20 protein-coding genes are annotated in these 24,798 nt (G+C 44.3%); 12 read left to right on the top strand and 8 right to left on the bottom strand.

From position 1 onward, the window contains the following. Positions 1-11 precede the first annotated feature (11 nt). Both ACLSU7_RS13355 and ACLSU7_RS13350 read right to left on the bottom strand, forming a co-directional pair. Positions 12-1,520, bottom strand: coding sequence for a methyl-accepting chemotaxis protein (locus ACLSU7_RS13355; protein WP_413292389.1), 1,509 nt, complete (start codon positions 1,518-1,520; stop codon positions 12-14). Positions 1,521-1,767: 247 nt separating this feature from the next. Then, on the bottom strand, positions 1,768-2,763 hold the full coding sequence (locus ACLSU7_RS13350) for a 2-hydroxyacid dehydrogenase (protein ID WP_413292388.1): 996 nt from the start codon (positions 2,761-2,763) through the stop codon (positions 1,768-1,770). A gap of 190 nt (positions 2,764-2,953) precedes the next feature. Between ACLSU7_RS13350 and ACLSU7_RS13345 the strand changes: the two genes are divergently transcribed. Together ACLSU7_RS13345 and ACLSU7_RS13340 are read left to right on the top strand one after the other, a co-directional pair. Continuing rightward, positions 2,954-3,319 (top strand): ArsR/SmtB family transcription factor, encoded by a 366-nt coding sequence (locus tag ACLSU7_RS13345; protein ID WP_181605465.1) that lies wholly within the window; start codon positions 2,954-2,956, stop codon positions 3,317-3,319. Between the two features lie 40 nt (positions 3,320-3,359). Then, positions 3,360-4,265, top strand: coding sequence for an SRPBCC family protein (locus tag ACLSU7_RS13340; protein WP_413292387.1), 906 nt, complete (start codon positions 3,360-3,362; stop codon positions 4,263-4,265). On the opposite strand, the gene ACLSU7_RS13335 is transcribed toward ACLSU7_RS13340, so the two are convergent. Beyond that, positions 4,221-4,571 (bottom strand): hypothetical protein, encoded by a 351-nt coding sequence (locus ACLSU7_RS13335; protein ID WP_413292386.1) that lies wholly within the window; start codon positions 4,569-4,571, stop codon positions 4,221-4,223. The two genes, ACLSU7_RS13340 and ACLSU7_RS13335, sit on opposite strands and share 45 nt — an antisense overlap. 89 nt (positions 4,572-4,660) lie before the next feature. Here ACLSU7_RS13335 and ACLSU7_RS13330 point away from each other — a divergent pair, with 89 nt between their 5' ends. Further along, the gene (locus ACLSU7_RS13330) at positions 4,661-5,434 is read left to right on the top strand and encodes an exodeoxyribonuclease III (RefSeq protein WP_413292384.1); all 774 of its coding nucleotides are present in this window, start codon (positions 4,661-4,663) and stop codon (positions 5,432-5,434) included. On the opposite strand, the gene ACLSU7_RS13325 is transcribed toward ACLSU7_RS13330, so the two are convergent. Continuing rightward, entirely contained in the window at positions 5,435-6,295 is an 861-nt protein-coding gene (locus ACLSU7_RS13325) for an SDR family oxidoreductase (RefSeq protein WP_413292383.1), read from the bottom strand. Positions 6,296-6,419: 124 nt separating this feature from the next. Here ACLSU7_RS13325 and ACLSU7_RS13320 point away from each other — a divergent pair, with 124 nt between their 5' ends. Continuing rightward, positions 6,420-6,746 carry a winged helix-turn-helix transcriptional regulator gene (locus tag ACLSU7_RS13320; RefSeq protein ID WP_413292382.1) on the top strand — a complete coding sequence of 109 codons (327 nt, stop codon included), beginning with the start codon at positions 6,420-6,422 and terminating at the stop codon, positions 6,744-6,746. On the opposite strand, the gene ACLSU7_RS13315 is transcribed toward ACLSU7_RS13320, so the two are convergent. After that, the gene (locus ACLSU7_RS13315; protein WP_413292381.1) at positions 6,743-7,240 is read right to left on the bottom strand and encodes an FBP domain-containing protein; all 498 of its coding nucleotides are present in this window, start codon (positions 7,238-7,240) and stop codon (positions 6,743-6,745) included. The two genes, ACLSU7_RS13320 and ACLSU7_RS13315, sit on opposite strands and share 4 nt — an antisense overlap. An 85-nt stretch (positions 7,241-7,325) precedes the next feature. Here ACLSU7_RS13315 and ACLSU7_RS13310 point away from each other — a divergent pair, with 85 nt between their 5' ends. Next, positions 7,326-8,627, top strand: a complete 1,302-nt coding sequence (locus ACLSU7_RS13310) for a hypothetical protein (protein WP_413292380.1) — start codon at positions 7,326-7,328, stop codon at positions 8,625-8,627. Here the strand turns inward: ACLSU7_RS13310 and ACLSU7_RS13305 are convergent. Then, complete coding sequence (locus ACLSU7_RS13305) at positions 8,624-10,138, bottom strand: hypothetical protein (protein WP_413292379.1); 1,515 nt, start codon at positions 10,136-10,138, stop codon at positions 8,624-8,626. The two genes, ACLSU7_RS13310 and ACLSU7_RS13305, sit on opposite strands and share 4 nt — an antisense overlap. Positions 10,139-10,385: 247 nt before the next feature. Here ACLSU7_RS13305 and ACLSU7_RS13300 point away from each other — a divergent pair, with 247 nt between their 5' ends. The 3 genes from ACLSU7_RS13300 (at position 10,386) to ACLSU7_RS13290 (ending at position 14,201) form a co-directional block, all read left to right on the top strand. Then, positions 10,386-13,415, top strand: coding sequence for an outer membrane lipoprotein-sorting protein (locus ACLSU7_RS13300; protein WP_413292378.1), 3,030 nt, complete (start codon positions 10,386-10,388; stop codon positions 13,413-13,415). A 100-nt stretch (positions 13,416-13,515) separates the two neighbouring features. Next, positions 13,516-13,677 (top strand): hypothetical protein, encoded by a 162-nt coding sequence (locus tag ACLSU7_RS13295; RefSeq protein WP_413292377.1) that lies wholly within the window; start codon positions 13,516-13,518, stop codon positions 13,675-13,677. A gap of 53 nt (positions 13,678-13,730) precedes the next feature. Further along, positions 13,731-14,201: an Hsp20/alpha crystallin family protein gene (locus tag ACLSU7_RS13290; protein ID WP_413292376.1), complete on the top strand. Its 471-nt coding sequence runs from the start codon at positions 13,731-13,733 to the stop codon at positions 14,199-14,201. Positions 14,202-14,250: 49 nt separating this feature from the next. Here ACLSU7_RS13290 and ACLSU7_RS13285 read toward each other — a convergent pair whose 3' ends face one another. Next, positions 14,251-14,874: a TetR/AcrR family transcriptional regulator gene (locus ACLSU7_RS13285; protein ID WP_413292375.1), complete on the bottom strand. Its 624-nt coding sequence runs from the start codon at positions 14,872-14,874 to the stop codon at positions 14,251-14,253. Positions 14,875-14,972: 98 nt separating this feature from the next. On the opposite strand from ACLSU7_RS13285, the gene ACLSU7_RS13280 reads away from it, so the two are divergent. After that, positions 14,973-15,392: a VOC family protein gene (locus tag ACLSU7_RS13280; protein WP_413292374.1), complete on the top strand. Its 420-nt coding sequence runs from the start codon at positions 14,973-14,975 to the stop codon at positions 15,390-15,392. Positions 15,393-15,401: 9 nt separating this feature from the next. Continuing rightward, on the top strand, positions 15,402-15,881 hold the full coding sequence (locus ACLSU7_RS13275; protein ID WP_413292372.1) for an SRPBCC family protein: 480 nt from the start codon (positions 15,402-15,404) through the stop codon (positions 15,879-15,881). Positions 15,882-15,927: 46 nt separating this feature from the next. Here the strand turns inward: ACLSU7_RS13275 and ACLSU7_RS13270 are convergent, their stop codons facing one another. Then, the gene (locus ACLSU7_RS13270; RefSeq protein WP_413295417.1) at positions 15,928-16,845 is read right to left on the bottom strand and encodes a pseudouridine-5'-phosphate glycosidase; all 918 of its coding nucleotides are present in this window, start codon (positions 16,843-16,845) and stop codon (positions 15,928-15,930) included. 176 nt (positions 16,846-17,021) lie between these two features. Between ACLSU7_RS13270 and ACLSU7_RS13265 the strand changes: the two genes are divergently transcribed. Next, complete coding sequence (locus tag ACLSU7_RS13265) at positions 17,022-22,811, top strand: alpha-2-macroglobulin family protein (protein WP_413292370.1); 5,790 nt, start codon at positions 17,022-17,024, stop codon at positions 22,809-22,811. Next, entirely contained in the window at positions 22,786-24,780 is a 1,995-nt protein-coding gene (pbpC, locus tag ACLSU7_RS13260; protein WP_413292369.1) for a penicillin-binding protein 1C, read from the top strand. Before ACLSU7_RS13265 ends, pbpC begins: the two co-directional genes overlap by 26 nt. Positions 24,781-24,798: the final 18 nt, after the last annotated feature.

Below are 24,798 nucleotides of genomic sequence, written 5' to 3'. Positions count from 1 at the left end.
TTGGCTCTAACTTACGACGCAAGTCTCACTGGCGTGTTCAATGAAATGACTTGTTCTGTTCCATCGACTTGACTGGCAACGCCAGAGCGTCCAGCAACAATTTGATCTAAGTCATCTACGTTAGTGCGTAGTTGCTGAGCTTGGCTCGCCAACTGTCGAGCTGATTCAGCAGCCTCCTCTGAAGCCGCCGCATTTTGCTGTGTGACTTGGTCAAGATCGTTCATAGCCTTACCCATTTGAACAATCCCATGAGCTTGTTCTTCACTTGCAGTTGAAATCTCGCCACTCAGATCAGCGATCTTTTTAATCGATGTGACGATTTCAGAAAACACCACTCCACTTTGTTCTGCTTTTTCACTACCAGATTCGATTCTTTCGACACTTTCGTTAATTAAGGTAGCGATGCTTTTGGCAGAGTCAGCACTTCTTTGCGCCAAACTTCGAACAGCATCCGCGACCACCGCAAAACCGCGGCCTTGTTCCCCTGCCCTTGCAGCTTCAACTGCCGCGTTTAAAGCCAGTAAATTTGTTTGAAAAGCAATGTCGTCGATCAGAGACGTAATATCGGCAATCTTCTTAGAATCAGAAGAAATCATCTGAATAGAAGTAATCAATGCACGAATATCTTGTTCACCTCTCACCGCACTTTCTCTTGTTGAGGTCGCAAGCTTCGCAGCCTGCTTAGCATTCTCTGAATTTGTTTTCACCATTGCAGTTAACTCTTCAATTGTAGCCACTGTTTCTTCAAGAGATGCAGCCTGCTGTGATGAAGCCGATGAAAGTGCTTGAGAAGAATCCGTGATTTGCTCCGAAGCCTGCTTTACCTGATCCGCCCCCCGAGCGATTTCTTCCGAAACATTCGCAATTGATTTCGATAAGGTAATAGCTACCCAGGCGCTGCATCCGAGTCCTAGAAATACGCCAACCAGAATCGTGAACATGACCGTCAAGTTGGTTTCTTTACCCGTACCGCGAGCATCTTCGACCCAAGCTTCTCCGTTTTTATGATGGAAGGCCACTAGGTTGGCGATAGAACTATCATAGGCAGCTGCATATTTAGGACAATCCACAAGAAATATATTGATCAGCTTTTGCTTATCTTCGCTGGTTCCAGAAAGATATAGCTTCAAAGCCTCCGAGCCCAGATTTTTAAACGCGATCCAAGTTGTATTAACTTTGTCGTACTCTTCTCTTTCACCAGGAAGAAACCCGTAGGACTTGTAGAGCTCGTCCGCTTTTTCGTAGGCCGCGATACTTTCGTTAACTTCTTTGACGTATTGCAAGCCCTGTTCATGAGTCAAACCTGGCAAAGCTAAACTTCTTAGGCTGATACGAATCGCTCGAAAATGCAGATACATTTTATCAGCAACTTCGATGTTCCCTAGTACATCGCCCGTCACTTTTTCATAGGATTTGCCGATTCCTTGGATACCCCAGAACGCAACTCCACCAACAATGACAGGGATTGATGCCATAAATATACAAAGTGCGAACAGTTTTGCCTTCAGACTCATTTTCATATTCACATCCATCTTGTACTAAAATGTTCCTAAAACTTTTAAAGAAGGGATGAACTACGAACTCTGCTTACCTTCTGGATCCATCGTGCTCGGTGGACACACACATTTCGGGGATGTTTAACGAAAACTTGACCGCTATTTACTAAGCAAGACTCTTATCTGGCGCGGGAATGGAGTTAATTAATACTGCACATGACTATGCGAAAAACATTCGTTATCACATTCGAGGAATTCTCGGCGAACTCTCCTAAGACATGTGCGCGACCTCGTTTTCACAGCGTGTTCCATTAATTAAACAAACAAGATTCTTTTTAGTCGTGTCGGCGATATTCATCAAAGCCTCCTGAGTCAGGAAGGCTTGGTGCGAAGTCATAATAACATTTGGAAAGGTAGTTAAGCGAGCAAGGATATCATCTGTAATACCCTCGCTGGATTGATCAGTAAAGAACACTCCCTCTTCTTCTTCATAGACATCAAGACAGGCTCCACCGATGCGATGCGCTTTTAAAGCATCAATCAATGCGTGTGTATCGATCAAACCACCGCGACCGGTGTTAATCACGACCGCATTGGATTTCATTTTCGCGAAGGCATTGGCATCAATAAGGTGTCGCGTGGAATCATTCAGCGGACAGTGCAATGATATGATATCGGAATTCTTAAATAGCTCATCTAGAGATACATATTTTGCAGTCGCCGAAATCTGCGCATCAGTCTTGATATCATGAACAAGAATTGAACAGCCAAAGCCATTCATGATTTTTGCAAACACGTGACCGATCTTGCCAGTACCGATGATACCCACAGTTTTCCCATGGAGATCAAACCCCACCAGGCCCTCCAAGGAGAAATTCATTTCTCGCACATGATAGTGAGCCTTATGGATTTTTCTATTTAACGTCAGCAGCAAAGCCACTGCGTGTTCAGCCACGGCATAGGGCGAATACTCCGGAACACGCACTACTCGTATTCCCAGCTTTTTCACTGTCGGCAAATGAACATTATTGAATCCCGCGCAACGAAGTGCAATAAAGCGCACGCCATACTTATGAAGCTCAGTAAGAACGGTTTCGTTAAGAAGATCATTAACAAACACACAGATAGCGTGATACCCATTTGCTAATTGCGCTGTCTTTTCTGTAAGTCTCGCCTCAAAGAATTCAAATTCAATGTCGGAATTCTTCTGAGTCTCTTGAAAAATCTTTTCTTCATATTTGCGAGCACTGAAAAACGCTACTTTCATGGCAACCTCTGCTTTGGATTTATCAACATTAACCGCAGTCCCTTCGGGATGCCATCTCTGACACGGGTCTTTTGCAGAAAATCTTCTCCACCCCCTATCTATCTGATTTCACGTGGTATTCCCTATTTTTTGACAAGGCCGCAGATCCTGGTATACTTAACCTATAAGTTAATTAACCGATAGGTAAAATATGGATCAGTTAAGTCAGACATTTCAAGCTCTCGCTGACCCCACGCGCAGGGCAATGCTCGCGCACCTGGCTAAAGGCGAATCAAATGTGACAGACCTGGCAAAGCCATTTCTAAAAGAGATGAGTCTTCCCGCCGTCACCAAGCATTTAAAAGTTCTGGAAAAGGCAGGACTGATTACCAAAACCAAAGAGGCTCAATGGCGTCCCTGCAAAATCAAAGCGGATGGACTTCGCGATGTTGCTGATTGGATGGAACATTATCGAACATTTTGGGAAGAAAGTTTTGATCGACTGGATGCTTACCTAAAAACCGTCACTGCCAAAGAAAAGAAATCGAAAGGGAAAAAGAATGGGCGCAAGAAATAAACCTAATGAAATATATCTCACCCGAGTGTATGATGCCCCGGTGAAACTTGTTTGGGATGCTTGGACAGATCCAAAGCAAGTGGCCCAGTGGTGGGGCCCTCGCGGCTTCACAATCACGACTCACAGTAAAGATCTGCGCGTGGGCGGTCACTGGTCTTACACTATGCACGGACCAGATGGCACAGACTGGGAAAATAAAACAATCTATTACGAAGTCGAAAAGTATTCTCGCTTGGTTTATGACCACGGTGGTGGCGAAGACCGCCCGCCTCTTTTCAGAGTCACCGTGACTTTCGAAGAAATCAAAGGCGGCAAAACCAAAATGGACATGACCATGGCTTTAGCGACGGCGGAAGCAGCCAAAGAAACCAAAAAGTTCATCAAGCAAGCCAGTGGAAATTCCACTTGGGATCGCTTGGCAGAGTTCCTGGACAAAGAATCCACGGGCAAAGAAAAGTTCGTCATCAATCGTGTTTTCGAAGCTCCGATTCATACGATGTTTGAGATGTGGACGAATCCAACCCATTTCGCAAAATGGCTTGCTCCAACCGGCTTTAACATGAAGTTTTTGCGCTCAGACATCAAGCCAGGAGCCACGACATTCTATTGCATGGAAAACGATTCGGGTTTGAAAATGTATGGCCGAGCAAAGTATCTGGAAATCTTGGCTCCGAACAAATTGGTTTACACTCAAGAGTTCACTGATGAAAAAGAAAACCAGTCACGTCACCCAATGGCACCGACTTGGCCCGCAGTGATGCAAACCACAGTCCTTTTTGCTGAGGAAAGTCCCACGGAAACTCGCGTGACTGTGACTTGGGAAGTGGTCAGCGATTACACAGCCGAAGAACTCGAAACCTTTATCAAAGGCCGCGCTGGCATGACTCAAGGCTGGACTGGATCATTTGATAAGCTTGAAGAGTACATCGCAAGCAACAGAAATTAATGTTCCTAAAACTCCTCCGTGCACCAGAATACGGAGCGCGATAGGAAAATTTTGAACCCTCCCGTAAGCCAGGATCATCGTGGGTGTCATACCCAAAAAGCCCACGATGAATCCTTTCAACCAAGGCTGCACGTCCCAATTAATAAATGGAATCAGTAGTCCCAATAAGATCCACTGGAAAAACACTGAAATAATTGAATAACGATAGATTGGCGGCTTGGACTTCACGTCCTTAAGCATCGGTATGATATCCAGCCCACCCGCAACAATTCCAATTCCTAGAGCAATTATGATTTGAACTAACATATCACTTATCATAGGAAGTCTTTATTTCCGTGTCATCGGAAGTTTGCTATAATAAGCAGACATTACCGCCCGCTTAATGAGGTTTTGAGATGAAATTGATTTCCTGGAATGTGAATGGTCTCCGTTCAGTTCACAAAAAGAACTTCCGTGAATGGTTTGAAAAAGAGAAAGCAGATGTTGTCTGTTTACAGGAAATCAAAATCTCCGATGAGGCGATTAAAAAGGATGAAACGTTTTACCATCCGGCAAAATATCACTCCTCCTGGGCATTCGCGGAAAAGCCGGGATATTCAGGTCTTGCTATCTATTCAAAAAATGAACCCGACGATGTTCGTATTGGGTTGGGCATCCCCAAATTTGATTCCGAAGGTCGCTGGATCGAAGCTGATTTCGGCCCAATTACAGTCGTGAACAGCTATTTCCCGAACAGCCAACGAGAGCACACGCGATTGCCTTTCAAATTAGAATTTTGTGCGGCTGCAGAAAAACGCCTGCAAGCTCTTAGAAAAAAAGGTCGCGAAGTTATGATTTGCGGTGATTTTAACATCGCTCACAAAGAAATCGATTTGCGCAATCCTAAAACTAATATGAAAAATGCGGGGTTTCTGCCAGAAGAGCGCGCATGGATGACAAAGTTCCTGGATAAGCTTGAATGGGTCGATGCCTTTAGAAAATTCGAGCAAGGTCCCGAGCATTATACTTGGTGGAGCTATCGCCCCGGTGTGCGCGAAAAGAACATTGGTTGGCGCTTGGATTACTTCTTGGTGAACAAAGAAGCCTCCGATAGATTAAAGGCAGCAGCCCATTGCCCTGATGTTTTGGGATCTGACCACTGCCCGGTTCGTCTGACTTTGAAAAAGTAATTATAAGTTTTGTTGAACAGCCTTTTTCACGGATTCTTCCAGTGAAGAAGGCGCATGGCCCAACAATCTTCTAAGATCATCACGATCCGTGTATAGATCTCCTCTGACTATTCCCGCATCTGAATCGGCAAGAATTTCGGCAAAGCCCTGTGGAACTCCGAAACTCATCAACAGTTTCGCGTATTCACCCGTTGGCATATCTTTGTATTCAATTTTCTTACCACTTATTCGGGACGTGACCGCCGCAAGTTCCGATAGCGTGAAGGACTCACCCGCTAGTTCGTAGACAGCATTTTCCGTAGTGTCGCCTAAGACTACCACAGCCGCGGCTTTGGCATAATCTGCTCGGGTCGCGGCACTCACTTTACCATTCTGTGCTGCACCAGCAATGACACCACTTTTTAAAACATTTCCAAACTGTTCTGTGTAGTTTTCTATGTACCAACTATTTCTTAAAAACGCATGCGTGATGCCAGATTGTTCGATGAGCTTCTCTGTTGCCAAATGCTCTTGAGCTAACAGCATTTTGCTTGTGTCGGCTTTTAGAATACTCGTGTAAGCGATGAATTTAACCTTTGCGTTCTTCGCGGCATTAACAACATTCGTATGTTGTGGAACGCGTTGACCTGCTTCACTTCCTGAAATGAAAAGAAGCTTATCCACACCTTCCAATGCCTTTTGCAAGCGCTCTACATTACCATAGTCTGCCTCACGAACCGTGATTCCTTTTAAGGCAAGGTCTGTGGCTTTTTCTTTGTTTCTAACAATAGCCACCAACTCTTGGGGTTTTGCACCTTTGTTTAAAAGAGCCTCAACTGCCAATTTACCCAAATGCCCTGTTGCCCCTGTGATTGCGATCATAAAATCTCCTATCCAATATAGATCCAACAAGTGAACTTATGCTATACTAAACCTGACACTAACATAATGTAAGTACGCACTATTTTGTTACTGTATCGATTTTCAAAAAAGCATGGAGTTTCAGATGGTTACAAAATCCGACAAAAAGGTAAAACAGTCGCCTTGCCCGGTTACCAAGACAATGCAAGTCATCGGCGGAAAATGGAAACCCATGATTCTTTTTAATCTGCTTTCCGGCCGAAAGCGTTTTAACGAATTACAGAGACTCTCAGGTAGCCCTTCGGCACGTGTGCTTACTTTACAGCTGCGCGAGCTTGAAGACGACAAAATCATCAAGCGCGATGTCTTTGATCAAATTCCACCGCGCGTGGAGTATTCACTGACCACCAAGGGAAAAAGCTTAAGTTCTGTTTTAGAAATGATGGCTAAATGGGGCGAGGCCCATCGTTAGTCCTTTTTAGATCCGCTAAGATTTTCGAAAAGCTTAGACATCTTATAAAAAAGATCAGCGATATTTTTGTCGGGGTTTTTGCCTGCCAGCATGGCACTTTCTTCAATCTTTTCAATGCAGCGAAGATCCTGACAGATCAAATAGGAATTAGTAACGTTGGAATTCATAACAACGGACAAAAGCCCGATGTCTTCGGAAGAACCGTAGGCATGACACCAATTGCACAAGCCACCTGTTGGTTCTCCCCCGGTGTGAGTTCGTTTAAATGCGACCCCTCGGGGCATATCCCAATTCGGCATTTTAAATAAGAGGTATGTGTAAACTCCGGAAGGCTCTTTCCACGTAAAGTAAGAACGAACATTGAATGGATATTTCAGGTTATCTGGCAAAAGCAATTTCTTCTGATCACGCTCTCTAAAACAGGAAATCAATTCTTCTTCTGAAGAAATCGAAAAAATATGTTCAGTTTGATAACTCGTCTGAGATGTTTGCATAGTTAACCCCTCATTCATCATGGTACACCACAAACTGTTAGAAGTCATGCAGACGGTCTAAGGTGCATACGACTACACTGGATCGATGAAATTTCTCGTCCTCCTTCTTTCTATCACATTATGGCACGTAATTGCCAATGCAGAATCCGAGTGGAGCTTTGGAGCAGACCTCCAAATGTCGGAACAATATTTTCCGGAAGAGTATGGAGAAAACACCAATACCAGCTTATTCAAAATCGAAATTGATCCTCTGGCTAAATGGAAACAGGGCGAACACTGGCGTTTCTATTTAAAGCCCGTTTTGGTCGCGAACCCGGACAACAAATCTTCTGAAGAACAGATTTTCATAGATCCTTCCGAAGCCTATTTAAAGTTTCAAAAAGATGTCTTAAATATTTCTTTGGGCTATCACCTTGTCACTTGGGGTGTCACTGATGGTTACAACCCTATTGATGTCGTGAACCGCAGACAAATTTTCGATCCGCTTCGCTCTAAAAAGTTAGGCTCTCCTTCCCTGATGATTTCCGAATCACTTAGCTGGTTTGATTATGATCTGATATACATTCCCAAAGCCCGGGAAGCGATCATGCCCGGAGAAAACAGCCGTTGGCTCCCTCGTGACGTCTTCATCCCGCAAGTTCCAGAAAACAATCTGGTTTTGTTACTACCTCCAAATCTCCGTTATCACTGGGGGAAAAATGAAACTCTGAACGATGCCTTAGACAATAACGTAGCCCTCCGATTGCAAAAGACGATTTCGATTTTCGATATCTCTTTGACCGGTTTTGATGGTGCTGGCGGATACCCAATCATCGAACCTCAGGTCACAGGAACCATCGTTCAGGTCTCCCCGAAAACAGTTATTCAGGTGGATCCCGACGTGACTTTAAACAGAAAGCAGCGGCGAATTCGCCAAGGTGGTTTTACTTTGGTCAGCCATCAATGGGACTTTTTATTTAAATATGCCACCAGCTACACAGATGACTATGGTGACTACGTCAATTTACCGGGATGGCTTCACGAAAACGTATTGGGCATTGAAAAGACATTTAACTTCAACGACGCAATGCTAATCACCATACTTCAATATTCATTTTTGGATTCTGAAAAACAGAATGATTCAAATATCTCACTGACCGAAGTTTTTCGCAGATCCTGGATGGCTGGAGGTCGTCTTACTTGGAAAGAAGTTTGGAATGCCTCAGTACTAGGACTTTATGACACCCTTAACTATAGTACTTTTTTTGAAATGACACTGGGACGAAGATTTTTCGATGCGTGGAGTGTAAACCTAACAGCGGACTTCATTGCTGGGAGCAGTGAAAATCCGCTGGGTGTTTATTCTAAGAATGATTCTTACTTGCTATCTGTAAGCCGCTCGTTTTAGGGAGCGAGCTGCAATAACAAATCAGAGTTTGAAAGTGATGTCGCCTTTTTAATTTTAAGTTTCACGCCTTCCATCACCGGAATCGCTGGCAGTGCTACATCCATTGTCTTACCAGAGATCGCGCCCAGGATTTTTCCTTCGATTGTGGATGCTGCGAACCTTGTTTTAGGTGAATATCTTTTTACATAAGATGGATCCCAGCTGTATTTCAAATCCATTGTCGTGTTCGTAAACTTCACACTGGCTTTGCTGTCAGAAATTCCCACAGTCACACCGCTGTTAAATGGGACCACAAAGTTCATGAATGGAATGTAGTTTCCATTCTTAGGAGCCTGCATCTGACTTAACAAATTAAGATTCACTTGATACTTCAAACCCGATCCCGTGACTTTGGGATCTTTGTTCGAGTAAACATTGAAAAGAAACTTGCTAGATTTCGGATAATCCATCAGCTCAGGCCAAACGAACCACTGCATAAAGCGGGAATTCATGACCGTCGAAAAACCAGAAATCTGCGTGGAATAAAACTGATGCACCCATGAATCAGCTGCGTACGCTTGAGTCATGATTTCTTTTGCCAATCCACCGGGCAGACGAATCATCGCCTGTGAACTCGTACCAAGCTTTGGATCTTCTTTAGAGAGAGCCAAGGATTTCGTCGTGTTCTGAGTGGATCTAGTGAAGTTCATGATCACACGGCCCTTAGCAGTGATTTCATCAGGGTTGGTATCATTAAAGCTATCAATCACCATGCTCATTTTGATATCTGAGCGCGCACTCACCAGCTCTCTGGGAGTTGATAGATCAAAAGACCATTTACCAACGTAGTCGTTCAGATATGAAAGCAACAATGCCTTCTTAGGATTAACGAACGCTGCAGAATCCATTGAAATCTGAGAAATCTGTTGGTTCACGATTTGATCAAAGCCATCAGCACCCGTGCACGAAAATGCTTGCGCACTCCAGGCATCTTGCTGCCAAGACAAAGTCACGTCCTCCACACGCCCATTAGCCGTGCTGGAAGCCACTTCCGGTGAGACTGCGATGGAAAATGAGCCCGTACCCGGTTTCATATTTAGGACAACATTAGAACATGAGGCTTGAAGATGAAAACGCCCGGTGATGCCATTAACAGTTCTTTCAATCCATTGGTCTACGGAAATGCTAGCAATAGTCATTTGCGCAGATAAATCCTTAGACTGGAGAATTAACTGAGTTTGCTCAGATCCCAGGTCTGGCTTTTGTAGCTGAGTTTTCAACGCCAGAGAAAGTCCTTGAAGCTGAACCTGAACCCCGTCTTGGGCTTCGACCATTTGATCAGGAAATTGCCAGTTTGCCTGGAATTCCTTATTCACCAGTGATTTCCATTTTTCCTCAATAAGATTTTGTTGAAACTGCTTTGGAAGAACAAGCTCAAACTCTGATTCGATAGTGGCAGAGGAAAATGCCGACTGCGAAAACAGAAAAGCAGCAAATACGAAAACAGATTTTGTGATTTGCTTTTTAGTCATGGATTAACGTTACGGCTCTTCGCCCAAAATCTAAAGCAAGAATTTCCGTTCGGATGTATTCTCATTTTTCATTCAGTAAAAAGGTCCAACATCGAAGAACTTTTTTACTTTTTTTGCCGAATTCATCACTTCACGTGTTTAACTATCCCTCTGTTCATCTCTTCTTCAATTTTCAGCACATTCCAGAGAGGAAAAAATCCGTCCGATATACAGTATCTGACTTCAACCAAGGAAAAGGACTGAGCGAATGTTGCGGATGCCTTTGAAAATTTCAAGAAAAGCACTGGCGATCACATCGTTGATTGGCGTGATTATTATAACTCTGGCGAGCTTGTTTGCCTTGCCGAAACTTACAACTCAATACAGCCTTAAACAATTTCTTCCCAAAGATAATGCACTTCTTAAGCTCGACGAAAAAAGTCGTCAGACATTTCAGCTTTCCGAAGTTCAGCCGTTTATCATCACGGCGAAAGTAAACAAGGATAATGGCGATTGGTTCAATCAGTCCAAAATTTCTGATCTTGAGCAACTGACGGATCTGGTATCGAACTTCCCTGGCGTGCGTACTGCGCTTTCTTTGGCGACGGTTCAAGGTGCTATCAGTAATGAAAATGGACTAAGCGTTGGTCCTTTACTTAAAAACGTACCTGTTCAGAATTGGAAAAGTGAAACTCTTGCAAATCCCATTATTGCTCCAACTTTGATTTCCAAAGACGGTAAAACAGCTTCGATTATAGTCAGCATCAACAGGCTCAATACCCACGAACTGACAGCACTTCGTCAGAACCTGCAAGTGACTGCCGCCGCAGCACTTCCGTTTGCTGATGTGCAGTTGGGTGGAACTCCCGCAGTTCAAACTGATGTCGGGCAGCTTCTGCAAACAGAACTTAGGAACTTTGTCGTTCTGGGCTTTGTCGCATGCTTCATCGTCTTGGCTCTCATATTTTCAAACTTTTCACCGCTGATTATTTCCTTCATCGTCATCGTCTGTGCGAACATTCTTGTTGTGGCGGTCATGGCCTTGGTGGGTTTGCCATTCTCAATTCTATCAACAACTATCCCCATCTTAACGACGGTTGACGTGGTCTCGCTCTGTATCCATACGCTTCTCCGATATGCCGAAGAAAAGAAAGCTGCCCCGGAAAAGTCTCATGAAGATCTAGTTATGACGACTCTTAAAGCTATCTTAAAACCAAACATGATCGCCTCCCTCACGACGATGATTGGTTTCTTGAGTTTACTGACGACCAACGTGCCGCTTATCCGCGAATATGGCGTGACAGCAGCGATCTCCATTATTACTGGATGGATCGTGACGACGATCTTGCTCTTCCCGCTTCTTTTGTTCCTGAAAGGACCACAGGCACGGGAGTGGGCATGGGCGAAAGCTCGCTGGGGACTTTATTTATTCCGTCGCAGTGGTTTATGGACGATGGGTATCATCATCGTCTCTTTGGGTTTGGCGCTGAAAGGTCATAGCCTTTCCTGGTCCGCGCGTCTTTTTGATGATCTTCCGCAGAATCACCAAGTCCGTCTGTCGACAGAAACTATCGACAGAGAACTTGGTGGCATGATTCCCGTCGACATTGAAATCGCTGGCAGCCAGGATTCTTGGAACGATCCAAAACTTATTGAAAGACTTGATGCTCTGTCTGCAGATCTTCGTCAAACGAAGGGTATTGGCAGCGTCGTAAGTTTGCCAGATTTGGTTGCTGCCGCAAGCTTTCAACATTCAAGACTACCTGCCAGCCGAAGCTCTACAGCAGAGATTTTCTTTTTATACTCATTATCTAATGAAAGTCCTTTAAAGAACTTCCTAAATGCTGACAGTTCAAAAACACGCGTTTCCGTAAGAACTCAAGATTTACCTGGCAACGAACTGCATGATCTTGTGCAAGTCGTGCGCGAGAAAACGGAAAAAGCATTCCCTGGCATGGGAGTTCAAGTGACGGGAATGGGTTCGACAATCCACTCTTTGAATAATGATCTTTCCCACGAGCTGATCTTTGGATTCTGGCAATCTATGCTTGCGATTGTTGTGGTTTTGGTTTTCGTCTTTAAGTCCCTTCGTTGGTCGCTGGTGGCTTGTATTCCAAATCTGGTTCCACCGGCTGCCCTGCTGGGGTTCTTGGCTATTTCTGAAACACCGATCAAACCAAGTGTTGCGATTATTTTCTCTATCGCTTTGGGGTTGGCATTCAACAATACTGTTTATCTTTTGTCGCGCTTGCGAGTCATGCAAAAGAACACAAAGAGTGGAAACCTGGATATAGAAAAAGCCCTGTGGCTTGAAGGCAATCCATGCTTGATCTCGAGCCTTACCTTGCTAGCTGGCTTCTCCGTGTTTATGGCTTCTTATTTTGCTATGAACCGCATCTTTGGCTTCTATATGCTTTTGTCTATGTTGGCTGGTCTGGTTGGGGATTTGATTCTTTTACCGACGATGCTGAAAAGTTGCCCGTGGCTTCTGGGACCTTTACGGTTTAAGAAGGAGAAAGTTATGGCAACAGCAGCATCTATCCTTCTGGCAATCGTGGTGATCAGCGCTCCCATAAAACTGTGGGCCCAGGGTCTGCCAACAGCAGAAACTTTAGGAAAAGAAATGAGCTCTCGCATCAGCACCAAGGATGAAACCTTTATCGCTGAAATGAAGATCATTGAAGCCGATGGCTCCAGCAAAGAACGTCAGATGCAAATCTGGCGCATGAGTCCGTCAAAAAAAGATCACTCGATGATGGTAAGAATGCTAAAGCCGGCGGACCTTAAAGGAACTGCTCTTTTAGCGACCATGAAAAATGATAAAGAAGACAAATGGATTTATCTTCCGTCATCAAAACAGGTTCGTCGTTTGACTGGTGAAAATAGCAAAGGTGGAATTCTGGGCTCTGAACTTAGCGCAGAAGATTTCGACTTCAATCGCGACTCATCAGCCACGACGACAGTGAAAAAAGAAATGGAAGTTAAAGGCGCCAAATTTTACCTCGTTGAAAGCGATGTTTCAGCCAACTCCCCCAATTATTCCAAAATCGTCAGCTACGTATCTGCGAAAGAGTTTTTGCCAATTAAAGCGGAGTGCTTCGATAAACAATCGAAACTCGTAAAGACTATTGATTTTGGCGACTATAAAAAACTTCCAGGCGGAAAATTCCGCGCAGGCAGTATCAAAATCCGCAATGTGCAAAACAAACGCGGAACAGACATCACTTTGTCTGACATTAAAATTAATCAGAATCTGAAAGCTTCGAAATTTAATCCCAAAGCCCTGGCAGACGACTAATATATAAGTTATTGAAAATACTTATAAATTCATAAGACCTTGACAAAATTTTGCCGTAACTCAGATTGAAAATACAGCGGTATTTTTGAAAGGAGGTCTTATGAAAGTTCTAAACTTGCGTTCATTAATTCAAGACATCGTCTTATTTCTAGGGATAACAGCCCTGCTTACTGTCATTGTGAATACCACAAACCCTTCCGAATCCATGAACACGGCGTCGATGACATCATCGGCCTCTGAAAAATATTTTGCGACACCTTGACAGAAGAATTTCCAAAATCAGTTTAAAAAAAACAAACCAAAAGGAGGTATGAAATGAGAATGTTAACAACTACACCATATTGGACGACACGCAATCTTGCTTCTGGAATCTCCAGTATGTTCGATGAAATGGAGCACTTAACAAAGATTTACGATGATCGGGACTTCACTCCGGCATGTGATCTTACCGAGAATGATACACACTATTTCATGAGTATGGATGTTCCAGGGTTGCAAAAGGACGACATTAAAATTGATATTACCAACAATCTTTTGACAGTTTCTGGTGAGCGCAAAAGAGCGACGTCGAACGACAGCAACAGAAAATTTCAACTGTTTGAAAGAAGATACGGATTCTTTAAACGCAGTTTCTCTCTTCCTTCCAGCATTGAATCTGCCAAGGTCGAGGCCCGCTATGAAAATGGGGTTTTAGAACTCTATCTTCCAAAAACGGAAACCGCTCGTCCAAGAAAGATTGAAATTCAAGACGGTAAATCCGGGATATTTGAACGTTTGATCGGATAAACCACCACCGTTCCTTTCCCTCTCCTGTGTAGGCTTCTCTCAAAGGAGCCTACACCTTTATTGTTTCAAAGTATTTCTTCAAAGAATCATAAAGGGCATTAAAGGCTTTCGGATCTGGTAAGGCTTTTAACATTCCGTAAAACCCCTCGTGCGCCATCACTACAAAGTGTGCAACTTGACGGACGTTTACTTCTTCACGCAGATAACCCATCTTTTTTGCACGCTTTAACTCCTGCTCCATCCCTTCGATCCAATAGAGCAATGCGGCCTCAAGACGGTTCTTGAATTCCTTATCCACGGGAGCCATCTCCTGCACCAGATTATTCAAGGGACAACCGTATTGCAGCTCTTTCGGGTCAGCCTTACCAATTAGATTTTTTATCTGAGACAGAATCCCCTCAAGTGGATTCTCAAATTCTTTCAGGGGATCGATCCAGCGAGCATATGTCATCGGCTTGATTACTTCATCAACGAGAGCATAGCCCAGATCCAACTTTGTCGGAAATTGATGGTAAAAGGCACCTTTCGTCATCGAAGTCTTTTTTACTATATCATCGATACTGACACCCTGAAATCCTCGGGTAAACACCTCCCAAAAGGCAGCATCCAAAATCTCTTTCCGGGATTTTTCCAGGTTTCGGGTCTTTTTAACGACTTTTTTTGCAGGAGCCATATAAAGAGTCTAGCAAATCCGACCGATCTTTACAACATACTATTTAGTATGTTAATTTAGTTCATATACGGCAATGAACCATCTTTCAGGAGTTTTTAATGAAGAACGATTTCTGGTTAAACCTGCCAACTAAAGATCTCCCGCGCGCCCGCAAGTTCTTTACGGATTTGGGTTTCGAAATGAACCAAGTACCTGGCAATCCCACTCACATGGTGAGTATGGTTTTGGGTGAAAAGAAGATCATCGTAAATATCTTCGAAGAAGCACTCTTTCGCGAATTTATTGGCGGCCACAAAGTAACCGATGCCAGGGAATCCAACGAAGTCCTTTTCTCTCTGGGTGCCGACTCTCCTCAAGAAGTCGATCAATGGATGGACAAGGCCGTCAAAGCTGGTGCGACCGTATATGGCAAACCGGGATACAAAGATGGCTGGATGTATGGTGCAGGATTTGTCGATCCTGATGGGCATCGCTGGAATTTACTTTTTATGGATATGTCTAAATTTCCCAACAGATAGGAGCTTTCAATGAACATCGATCCAAAACTTGATTTAGTTCTCGAAAGAACATTGAACGTAAGCACGGATAAAGTATGGAAGGCATGGACCACTCCAGATCTTATTTGCAAATGGTTTTGTCCAGAACCCTGGAAGGTCACCGAAGCCCAGATTGATTTACGCCCTGGCGGTATCTTTAGAACTGTGATGCAGTCTCCTGAGGGGCAATCCTTCCCCAATATGGGTTGCATTTTAGAAGTGGTTCCGCAAAAGAAGTTGGTATGGACTGATGCACTCCTCCCGGATTTCAGACCTGCTGCTCATCCTGAATCGGGTGCGGGGCTTATGTTCACGGCGTCCATTCAACTGGAAGCCGCTGGCGATAAAACAAAGTTCGTTGCTATCGCAAGACATGGCTCAGAAGCTGATAAAAAGAAACACGAAGAGATGGGCTTTCATCAAGGCTGGGGCATCTGCGCTGATCAACTTGAAAGATTAATGAAGGGTTAGCTTAAAAAGAGAGTGCTGTGCAATTGCGGCACTCTCTTAGATGGTCTTATCTGGAGGCATAAGCAACTGCAATCTGAGCTGCGAGTTTTGCATTGTTCAAAACCAATTGAATATTAGTCTCTAAACTTTTTCCAGCTGTAAGCTCTTTCACTTTTCCCAACAGGAATGGTGTTGAGTCTTTACCTTTGATTCCTTTTTCATTTATCTCAGCTAATGCATTACCGATGACCTTTTCCATTTCTTTAAAGTCGAGAGAGTATTCTCTAGGAACAGGGTTCGCAATGACTACTCCCCCATTCAATCCCAGATTCCATTTAGCATGCAGGATCTCAGCGATCTTTTCTGCAGATTCAACATTCGCGTCTACTTTAAATCCACTTTCACGAGTGTAAAATGCTGGAAGTTCAGATGTTTGATATCCCAGCACCGGGACACCTTTCGTTTCCAAGTACTCAAGAGTTAAACCGATATCGAGAATTGACTTTGCTCCGGCGCAGATCACTGCAACGCTCGTTTGTGCCAACTCTTCCAGGTCAGCAGAAATATCCATTGTTTCTTCAGCACCGCGGTGAACGCCCCCGATTCCACCCGTAGCAAAGACAGGAATTCCAGCGAGTGCGGCAATGATCATTGTGCTTGCAACAGTTGTTGCACCATCTTTTTTGTTAGCAACAATCATGGGAATGTCACGACGGCTGACTTTAGCGATTTGCATTCCCTTTTTCGCAAAGCTTTCGATTTCCTCTTTTGAAAGACCCGCACGCAAAACACCATCAATAATCGCAATCGTCGCTGGGATCGCGCCTTGTGCACGAACCTGCTCCTCTACAGCTAAAGCCATTTCATAATTCTGCGGATACGGCATCCCATGAGAAATTATAGTCGACTCAAGGGCGACCACGGGTTTGCCGGCATTTAATGCTTCTGCTACTTCATCTGTCAGCTGTACTTTTTGGTTTTTCATGGATTCAAAGATGGCACTTTTCATTGCCGTTTGCAATTTTGAACGCACTCAGCGCACCTCTCTGCACGTCTAGTTTTACCTGTGAATATGTCAACTAACCAATATGAAGTTTACCAAGTTCGTACCTGCTGGGATAATTGGAGACTGCCAGATTCATTATCACGAGGTTAAGCCACATGCCCCAGACTCTTATTTTCCTATTATTATTCGCGATAACTGCAAACGCCGGGGAAGTTGTCAGCTTTTTTCCGACAGGTTCCGTAAAACAGGTGCAACAGACCGTCGTACGTTTTTCTACGGACATGGTTCCCATGGGTGATCCACGCTCAAAAAACGACCCTTTTAAAATGAAGTGTAATGTTCGTACAACGGGTGGCGAATACGATCCAGAGGCCGGGCCTCAGGAAGTAAAACACACTACACGTTGGGCAGACAGTAAAAATTGGGTTTTGGAGTTCGAGGAGCCCCTTAAATCGGGTATTGCATGTACCTTTGTTAAAAAGTCCAATCTTAAAGACGTGGCGGGAGAGAATGTAAATTCGGAACAATCCTATTCCTTCACCACTGGCGGACCCGCAATTTTACAAATTGAGCCCGAACATAATGACATTGAGCCAGATCAGTACTTTGTGCTTTTAACGGATGGCGCTATCGACCCCCATTCGGTGAAGGCTCTGGCGTATTTTGAAGTTTCGGGCATTCCGAACAAAGTCGGAGTTAAAATTATCGAGGGGAAAGATCGCGAAGATTCCATCACAGCCGCCATCAAAAATAGCTGGCAGCTTCGTAGAATTTACGAACCCATTCTAGAGGCGAATTCAAAAAAACCTTTTGCACAGATTAAACAATTTGAAAATTTCGTCGTCATTTCTGCTAATCAGCGGTTTCCTGAAAAGTCCACTGTTGTTTTAAACTGGGTAAATGGCATTCTCTCAAAATCCGGCGTCCCCGTAACTGAAAAGCAATCAATTTCCAATACTGTGATAGAACCGTTCAACGTTAAATTCATCTGTGAGAAAACGACAGCGGATCGTCCGTGCAATCCGATCCTAGATATGCGCCTTGAGTTTTCTAAAGTGATTCCACTAAAGTCAGTTCCGGGAGTAAAGCTGGTCTCTGCTGATGGTAAATCAACATGGACACCAGAAGAATTAAAACCATCTGAAGATCGTAAGAAAAGTACTGAGAATCCAACCGTACTGACTTTCAAGGGGCCTTTCCCAGAGAAAAGTCAGTTTAATGTCATAATTCCTAAATCCATCAAAGATGAAATTGGCAGATCTCTGACGAATCAAAATAAGTTTCCTTTATCGGTCGCGACTGATGAATATACACCCCTGATAAAATTCCAAGGGGCCTTCGGTCTTCTTGAGTCAAAGGCTGATCCCGCACTACCCGTGAGCGTTCGCAATATCGAAAAGAATATCGAAACTCAGCAAATAGACTATGAGGCCAGCAACCTGGCTTTCACAGCGGGATCAAAAATTTCTGAAATTCTGGAATGGTACAGAAAAGTCGAAAGAAAGTATGACAATACAACCGAGCAGGCCGCAAAATTGATTCCAGAATCTTTGGGAACCAAAATCTTGATGCCAAAGCCAAGCGGCGAGCGCGAGTTTGAACTTATAGGAATCCCTTTTAAAAAGCCAGGCTTCTATGTTGTCGAATTAAAAAGTTTCCGACTTGGAAACTCTTTGATGGGCGGCAACTTGCCAATGTACGTGGCATCCTCCGCATTAGTAACCGATATGGCCGTCCATTTTAAGAAAGGTCGTGAATCTTCCTTGGTATGGGTCACTCAACTTTCCACTGCAAAACCAGTTCGAGATGCAGATGTAACCTTAGTGAATAATTTGGGACAAGAATTCGCTAAAGGAAAAACTGATAAAAACGGTATTCTGCACCTCGGTGATATAAACTTTCCCTGTGAGGGCAAAAGAAGCTGGAGCAGTGGGTCCGAATGGGATTCTTGTACAACTTACGTGTTTGCAAAAAAGGACGGCGATGTTTCTTTTGTTTCGAGTTCGTGGAAAAAAGGAATTGAAAGCTACCGTTTCAATGTTCCGGGCGACGACATCACAGGCTCTTGGGGTTCGGCATCAATTCATTCAATTTTAGATCGTATGGCTGCTCAACGTGGCGAAAGCATAAATATGAAGCACATCATTCGTGAATATCACATGAATGGATTCAGCAAGCTTTCAGATGCAGCACTTCCCAAAAGAGTCCTTATCGTCCACGAGGGAAGTCGCAAAACCTACACTTTGCCTTTCACCTATGACAAATCCACTGGAGCTGCGTTAAATAGATTTGCCATCCCAAAAAACGCGACTCTTGGAAGATATGATATTTATGTCTCTAATACAGTACCTCCTAAAGAAGCCAAAGACGACGATACGGATATGCGTGATTGGACAGCCAAATCCACGGGTCACTTCATTGTCAGTGAATATCGTCTTCCATTGATGAAAGCTTCAATTAAGATTCAAGGCGAACCCTTAATCAGACCCACTGAGGTGAAGGTTGACCTATCTGCCAGTTATCTCTCCGGCGGACCTGCTAAAGATTTAAAAGTAAAATTGCGCACAAGTATTCAACCGGGCTTCTTTCAACCACAAGTTCCAGGAGCGTCAGATTTTACATTCTTCTCGGAACCAGTAAAGACCGGAGTCATCGATTACGAACGCCGTGAGACGGCGGAAGATGCGTTTATCAAAGTTCAAGACTTCACTTTGAAGTCTGATGGCGGCTTGCTCGCAAAAGTTTCAGGCCTACCTCAGATTAAAAGAATTCAAGATCTCCACATGGAAATGGAATACTCAGATCCGAATGGTGAAGTAAAAACAGCGTCCGCGACTGTGCCCATGTTTCCATCCGAATTAGCAGTGGGTCTTCGTGCAGAAAGCTGGGCCGCTGATCCGAATAAGATAAGCGCTATGGGTGTAATCACTGGAAATACCGGAAAACCACTTAGCAAGAAATCATTTACCGTCGAGGCCTTTAAATCTGAATACATCACTCACCGAAAACGTCTGGTTGGAGGCTTTTACTCCTATGACTCAAAAGTTGAAAACTCTTCTCTTGGAAAAGTTTGCGATGGCAAGTCTGATGAAAATGGAAGATTTAAATGTGAACCCAAAGGTCTACCTGCCGGAAACATCATTCTTCAGGCGAAAGTGACCGATGAAAAAGGCCACGCAACTTATGCGACGACAGAAATGACCGTGTTCAAAACAGGTTCGGATAATTGGTGGACTCCCAGCGACAGTGATCGAATCGATATTATTCCTGAAAAGTTATCCTATGAGCCAAACGAGAAAGCCAAACTGGTTGTACAATCGCCATTCCCTAAATCAACAGTTCTGATCACTGTCGAGCGCGAAGGAATCATGGAGGCATTTGTCACCGATATATCCCGCGACAAACCCAGCATCGAAGTGCCTTTAAACGGACAGTTCGCACCCAATGTTTTCATTTCTGCTCTGGCGCTTAGAGGTCGTGTTGGCGATCCAAAGCCTACAGCACTTCTGGATCTTGGTAAGCCTGCAATGAAAATGGGTATCGTCGAAGTCAAAGTCGGATGGCGCGATCACGAACTAAAAGTTCAAGTGAAGTCCGATAAAACAAAATACAAAGCCAGAGACAAAGCCCAGATTGAAATTGAGGTTAAAATGGCAAATGGGCAGCCACTTCCACCCGGTTCAGAAGTAACCATTGCAGCTATCGACGAATCTCTCCTTCGCCTTAAAGAGAATACAAGCTGGGAATTACTTAAGGAAATGATGGGACAGCGCGGTCTCGCTGTTGAGACTAGCTCTGGACAAAACCAAGTCGTGGGTCGTCGTCACTTCGGTGCGAAAGCCAAAACACCAGGCGGAGGCGGAGGCTCTTCACCCCAAGGAGAAAATCGGGAGTTCTTCGATCCCGTTTTATTCTGGCAGCCACAAGTTAAACTTGATTCAACCGGAAAGGCCAAAGTCACGATTCTGTTAAATGACTCAATGACAAGCTTCCGTGTCGTAGCTATCGCTACTGGTGGATTTAATCATTTTGGAAATGGCAGCACGAACATTCAGTCCACTAAAGATTTGATTATCTATTCGGGCTTTTCTCCCGTGGCGCGTGAAGGCGATAATCTTAGAAACGCCCTGACACTGAGAAATACGACTGAAAAATCGATGCTTGTTGATCTTGAAGTAACCAGCAAAGAAATTGCAAAGATCGGCAAAGTCGCGAATGTAGAACTCAAGCCAAGCGAGGCAAAAAAAATTGCTATACCTTTCGCTATTCCAACGGGTATTAGTTCTTATACCTTTCAGATTAACGCGAAGGATAAATTGTCTGGATCAGAAGATTCGATGAAATCAACTGTTAAGGTCGAAACACCTGTGCCAGTTAAAATACTGCAGGCGACTTTATTTCAGTTGGACAAATCTTATCAAATTCCTGTTAAGCAGCCATCGGATGCGATCGCGAATAAGGGTGGCCTAATAGTCGATGGTCGCAGCACGCTTGTCACCAGCTTAAGTGGTGTAAAATCGTACATGCAAGACTATCCTTATACTTGCCTTGAACAACAAGTATCACGTGGTATTGCCCTGGAAGACAAAGCAGCAACTCTTAGGATCATTGATGAACTTCCGTCTTACATTGACGGATATGGTCTATTAAAGTTTTTTACATCGTCCATGTGCGGATCTGCTCAACTCTCGCGTTACGTTCTGAATATCATGCACGAAAACGGATATAAAATTCCAGAGGAGACCAGAGGCAAAATTATCTCTGGTATCGAATCCTATATTTATGGTCGCGGCACATGCAATACGTGGTGGCAGTCATATATGAAAGATACATCAGGCGAGGATAAAGTTCTCTTAATGGAAACCTTGTCTCGCTATGGCGTCTTTGACAAGTCGATGTTATCTACGGTTCAAATAACTCCAAATATTTGGAAAAATGAAACGGCGACGGCGTGGTTCCAGTTGCTTAAACGCCAGCCAGATATCGAAAATCGCGACGTTTTACTTAAGCAAGCAGAGAATATTCTGCGCGCAAGAACAAATTTCCAAGGCACACTGATGAACCTTCAAGGTGGATCAGACGATGAAAGCCAATGGGTTCTTTTCACATCAAGGGATCAAGAGGCTATGGGATTGTTTGGAATAGCCATCGACGAACCCGCTTGGAAAGATGACGTGGGTAGAGTTGCCAGAGGAGTCATCGCAAGACTTCGTCGCGGAGTTTGGGATACAACTATGGCAAATGCTTGGGGTGTCACTCAATTAAAACGTTTCAGCGCAAAATACGAAAAAGATAGAGTCTCGGGTGAGACCAAGATTGCAGCAAACGAAGTGGTTGCGAACTTAAACTGGAAAAACAACCCTATCGGAGAATCAAAAGTACTTTCTTGGCCAAAGGATTCATTGAAATCAAATGTGCCAGTCAAATTTGAACATGCTGGAGGCGGAAAACCATGGATGACTTTACAAATTCAAGCAGCCGTTCCTTTGAAGCGGCCAATGGAAATGGGTTATAAAATTTTCCGCAAAATTACACCAGTGTTCCAACAAACACCTGGCAAGTGGCGCGTGGGAGATGTGGCAAATATTGAACTTACTGTAACAGCCAAAGCGGACCAACCTTGGGTAGTCATACGCGATCCGATCCCTTCAGGAGCTACACCATTGGGAATGGGCCTTTCCGGTTCATCGGTATTGATGGACGGAGCTCCTAAAAAGGATGCTGCAACAGAGGTTCAACCATGGCCGACGGAGTACGATGAAAAATCGCTTACACACTTTACTTCCTATGCCGGTTACTTGCCTCGGGGGACATATCGAGTAGACTATCGTATCCGCTTAAACTCGGCTGGTGATTTCAAACTTCCTCCTTCGCGTGTGGAGGCGATGTACTCACCGGAAACATTTGTGGAGGCTCCAGTTGCAAACTGGCAAGTGGCTGAATAAGCAGCGAAACAATATCATACTGAGTGCCTCAATCAGTATCGCCGCGCTATTGATAGCGGCGACCTGGCTGAGTATTCCCGTTCCTTCATTTCAGTCAGTGTCAGAAAACTATAAACCTTCTGACTTGCTGGTGGTTGATCGTAATGGCTACCCTCTAGAGTCCATTCGTAATGGAAAAAACAAGCGAAGTTTGGAATGGGTCAAGTGGTCTGAAGTATCCCCGTCTTTCAAAAACCTTCTTATTCAAACGGAAGATAAAAGATTTTATTCGCATCCCGGCATCGATGTTTTGGCTCTGGGAAAATCGGGTTGGCATAAAGTTCTTGGTAAATCCAATCGTGGAGCGAGTACGATAACCATGCAGCTTACGGGAGTTCTGACCCAAGAAGCTAGAGGTCAACGTCGTAACTTTTCCGAAAAGTTCCAACAAATCACTCGCGCCCTAAAAATGGAAATGACGTGGTCCAAGGAGCAAATCCTTGAAGCCTATGTGAATCTTGCTCCCCTGCGTGGTGAATTGAGTGGTTTAAGAGCTGCAAGCTTAGGATACTTCAACAAAAATCCCTCGGGCCTGAATAGGGAAGAAGCGGCAGTATTAGTTGCTCTTTTGCGTTCCCCCAATTCCCCTGTAGAACTAGTTAGCAAACGGACTTGCAGAATTCTGGAACTTTCAGAATGCACGGACCTTAGAGGAAAAATAAGCTCTGTGTTGAAAACACCTTATAAGCTTTCCCGTGAACGTAATATTCTTCCAGTTCTTTCGTCTTCGTTTACTAAATCAAAGTCAAACAACAGAATCCAAACATCGATTGATCTCGGGATTCAGGAACTCGCAATCAAAAGCCTTCGTGAACAATTACGAAGCCTAAAAAGTCAGAACGTCAATGATGGTGCCGTACTGGTGATTGAAACGATCACTGGAAATGTCGTGGCTTATGCCGCAAATGCAGGAGCTGGCATTGCTTCGGCTGCGCAAATTGACGGTATTCAAATGCGCCGTCAGGCAGGATCAACAATAAAACCTTTCGTCTACGCGACTGCATTTGATTGGAACTATCTCCACTCGAACTCTCTGCTAGAAGATTCGCCGGCCGACATTTCTGTTTCTCAGGGACGTGTATATCACCCGAAAAACTACGACAAAATATTTCGCGGGCTTGTCAGTGTTAGCGACGCCCTAGGTTCCAGTATGAACGTGCCAGCAGTACGCGCCCTGCAACTTGTTGGGGAACCGAAAGTCTTAGACAAGTTGCGCTCTGTGGGATTTGAACAACTTCAGGAAGACGAATATTACGGACCCAGCATGGCCCTTGGCACTCTGGATGTGACATTGTGGGAGCTCACCCACGGGTACAGAAAGTTTGCCATCGAAGATTCACCATTTTCTAAAGAATCACGCAAAAGTATTTTTAATATCCTCGCTTCCCCAGAATACCGTCGCTTCACATTCGGAATGGACAGTATTCTGACTTTACCTTTTGCCGCCGCGGTAAAAACCGGAACCAGCAAAGACATGAGAGATAACTGGTGCATTGGCTGGACGCCTCAATACGTCGTCGGTGTTTGGATTGGAAACTTCAACGGAGAGCCGATGTGGAACGTTAGCGGGATGAGTGGCGCTGCTCCGATTTGGCGATCCATCATGCTTTCATTGCATCCCCAACCCACAGCAGTTCCAATCCGTTATGAATCGCCGGCTGAAGCGCTTCCAATCAGAACGATTACAAAAATTCGCTATCCCGCCAAAGACATGTTGGTAGGTCTCGATCCTGATATTCCTAGACAACAACAAAAACTTCCTATTGAAGTTGAGAACCCGCAAAAGGGACATCAAGTTTTCGTTAACAATCGCCTATTGAACGCTGCCCAAGAAACGATGATGTGGCCCTTGCAGCGCGGAAAGTTTCGCGTAGAACTGCGAGATTCCTCTGGAGGACGTATTGACTCCGTGAAGTTTGAAGTGCGTTAAATATTCCATTGCCAATAA

Source organism: Bdellovibrio sp. HCB185ZH (assembly GCF_047302455.1).
Lineage (GTDB): Bacteria > Bdellovibrionota > Bdellovibrionia > Bdellovibrionales > Bdellovibrionaceae > Bdellovibrio.
This window is presented reverse-complemented; position numbering and strand designations above follow the sequence as displayed.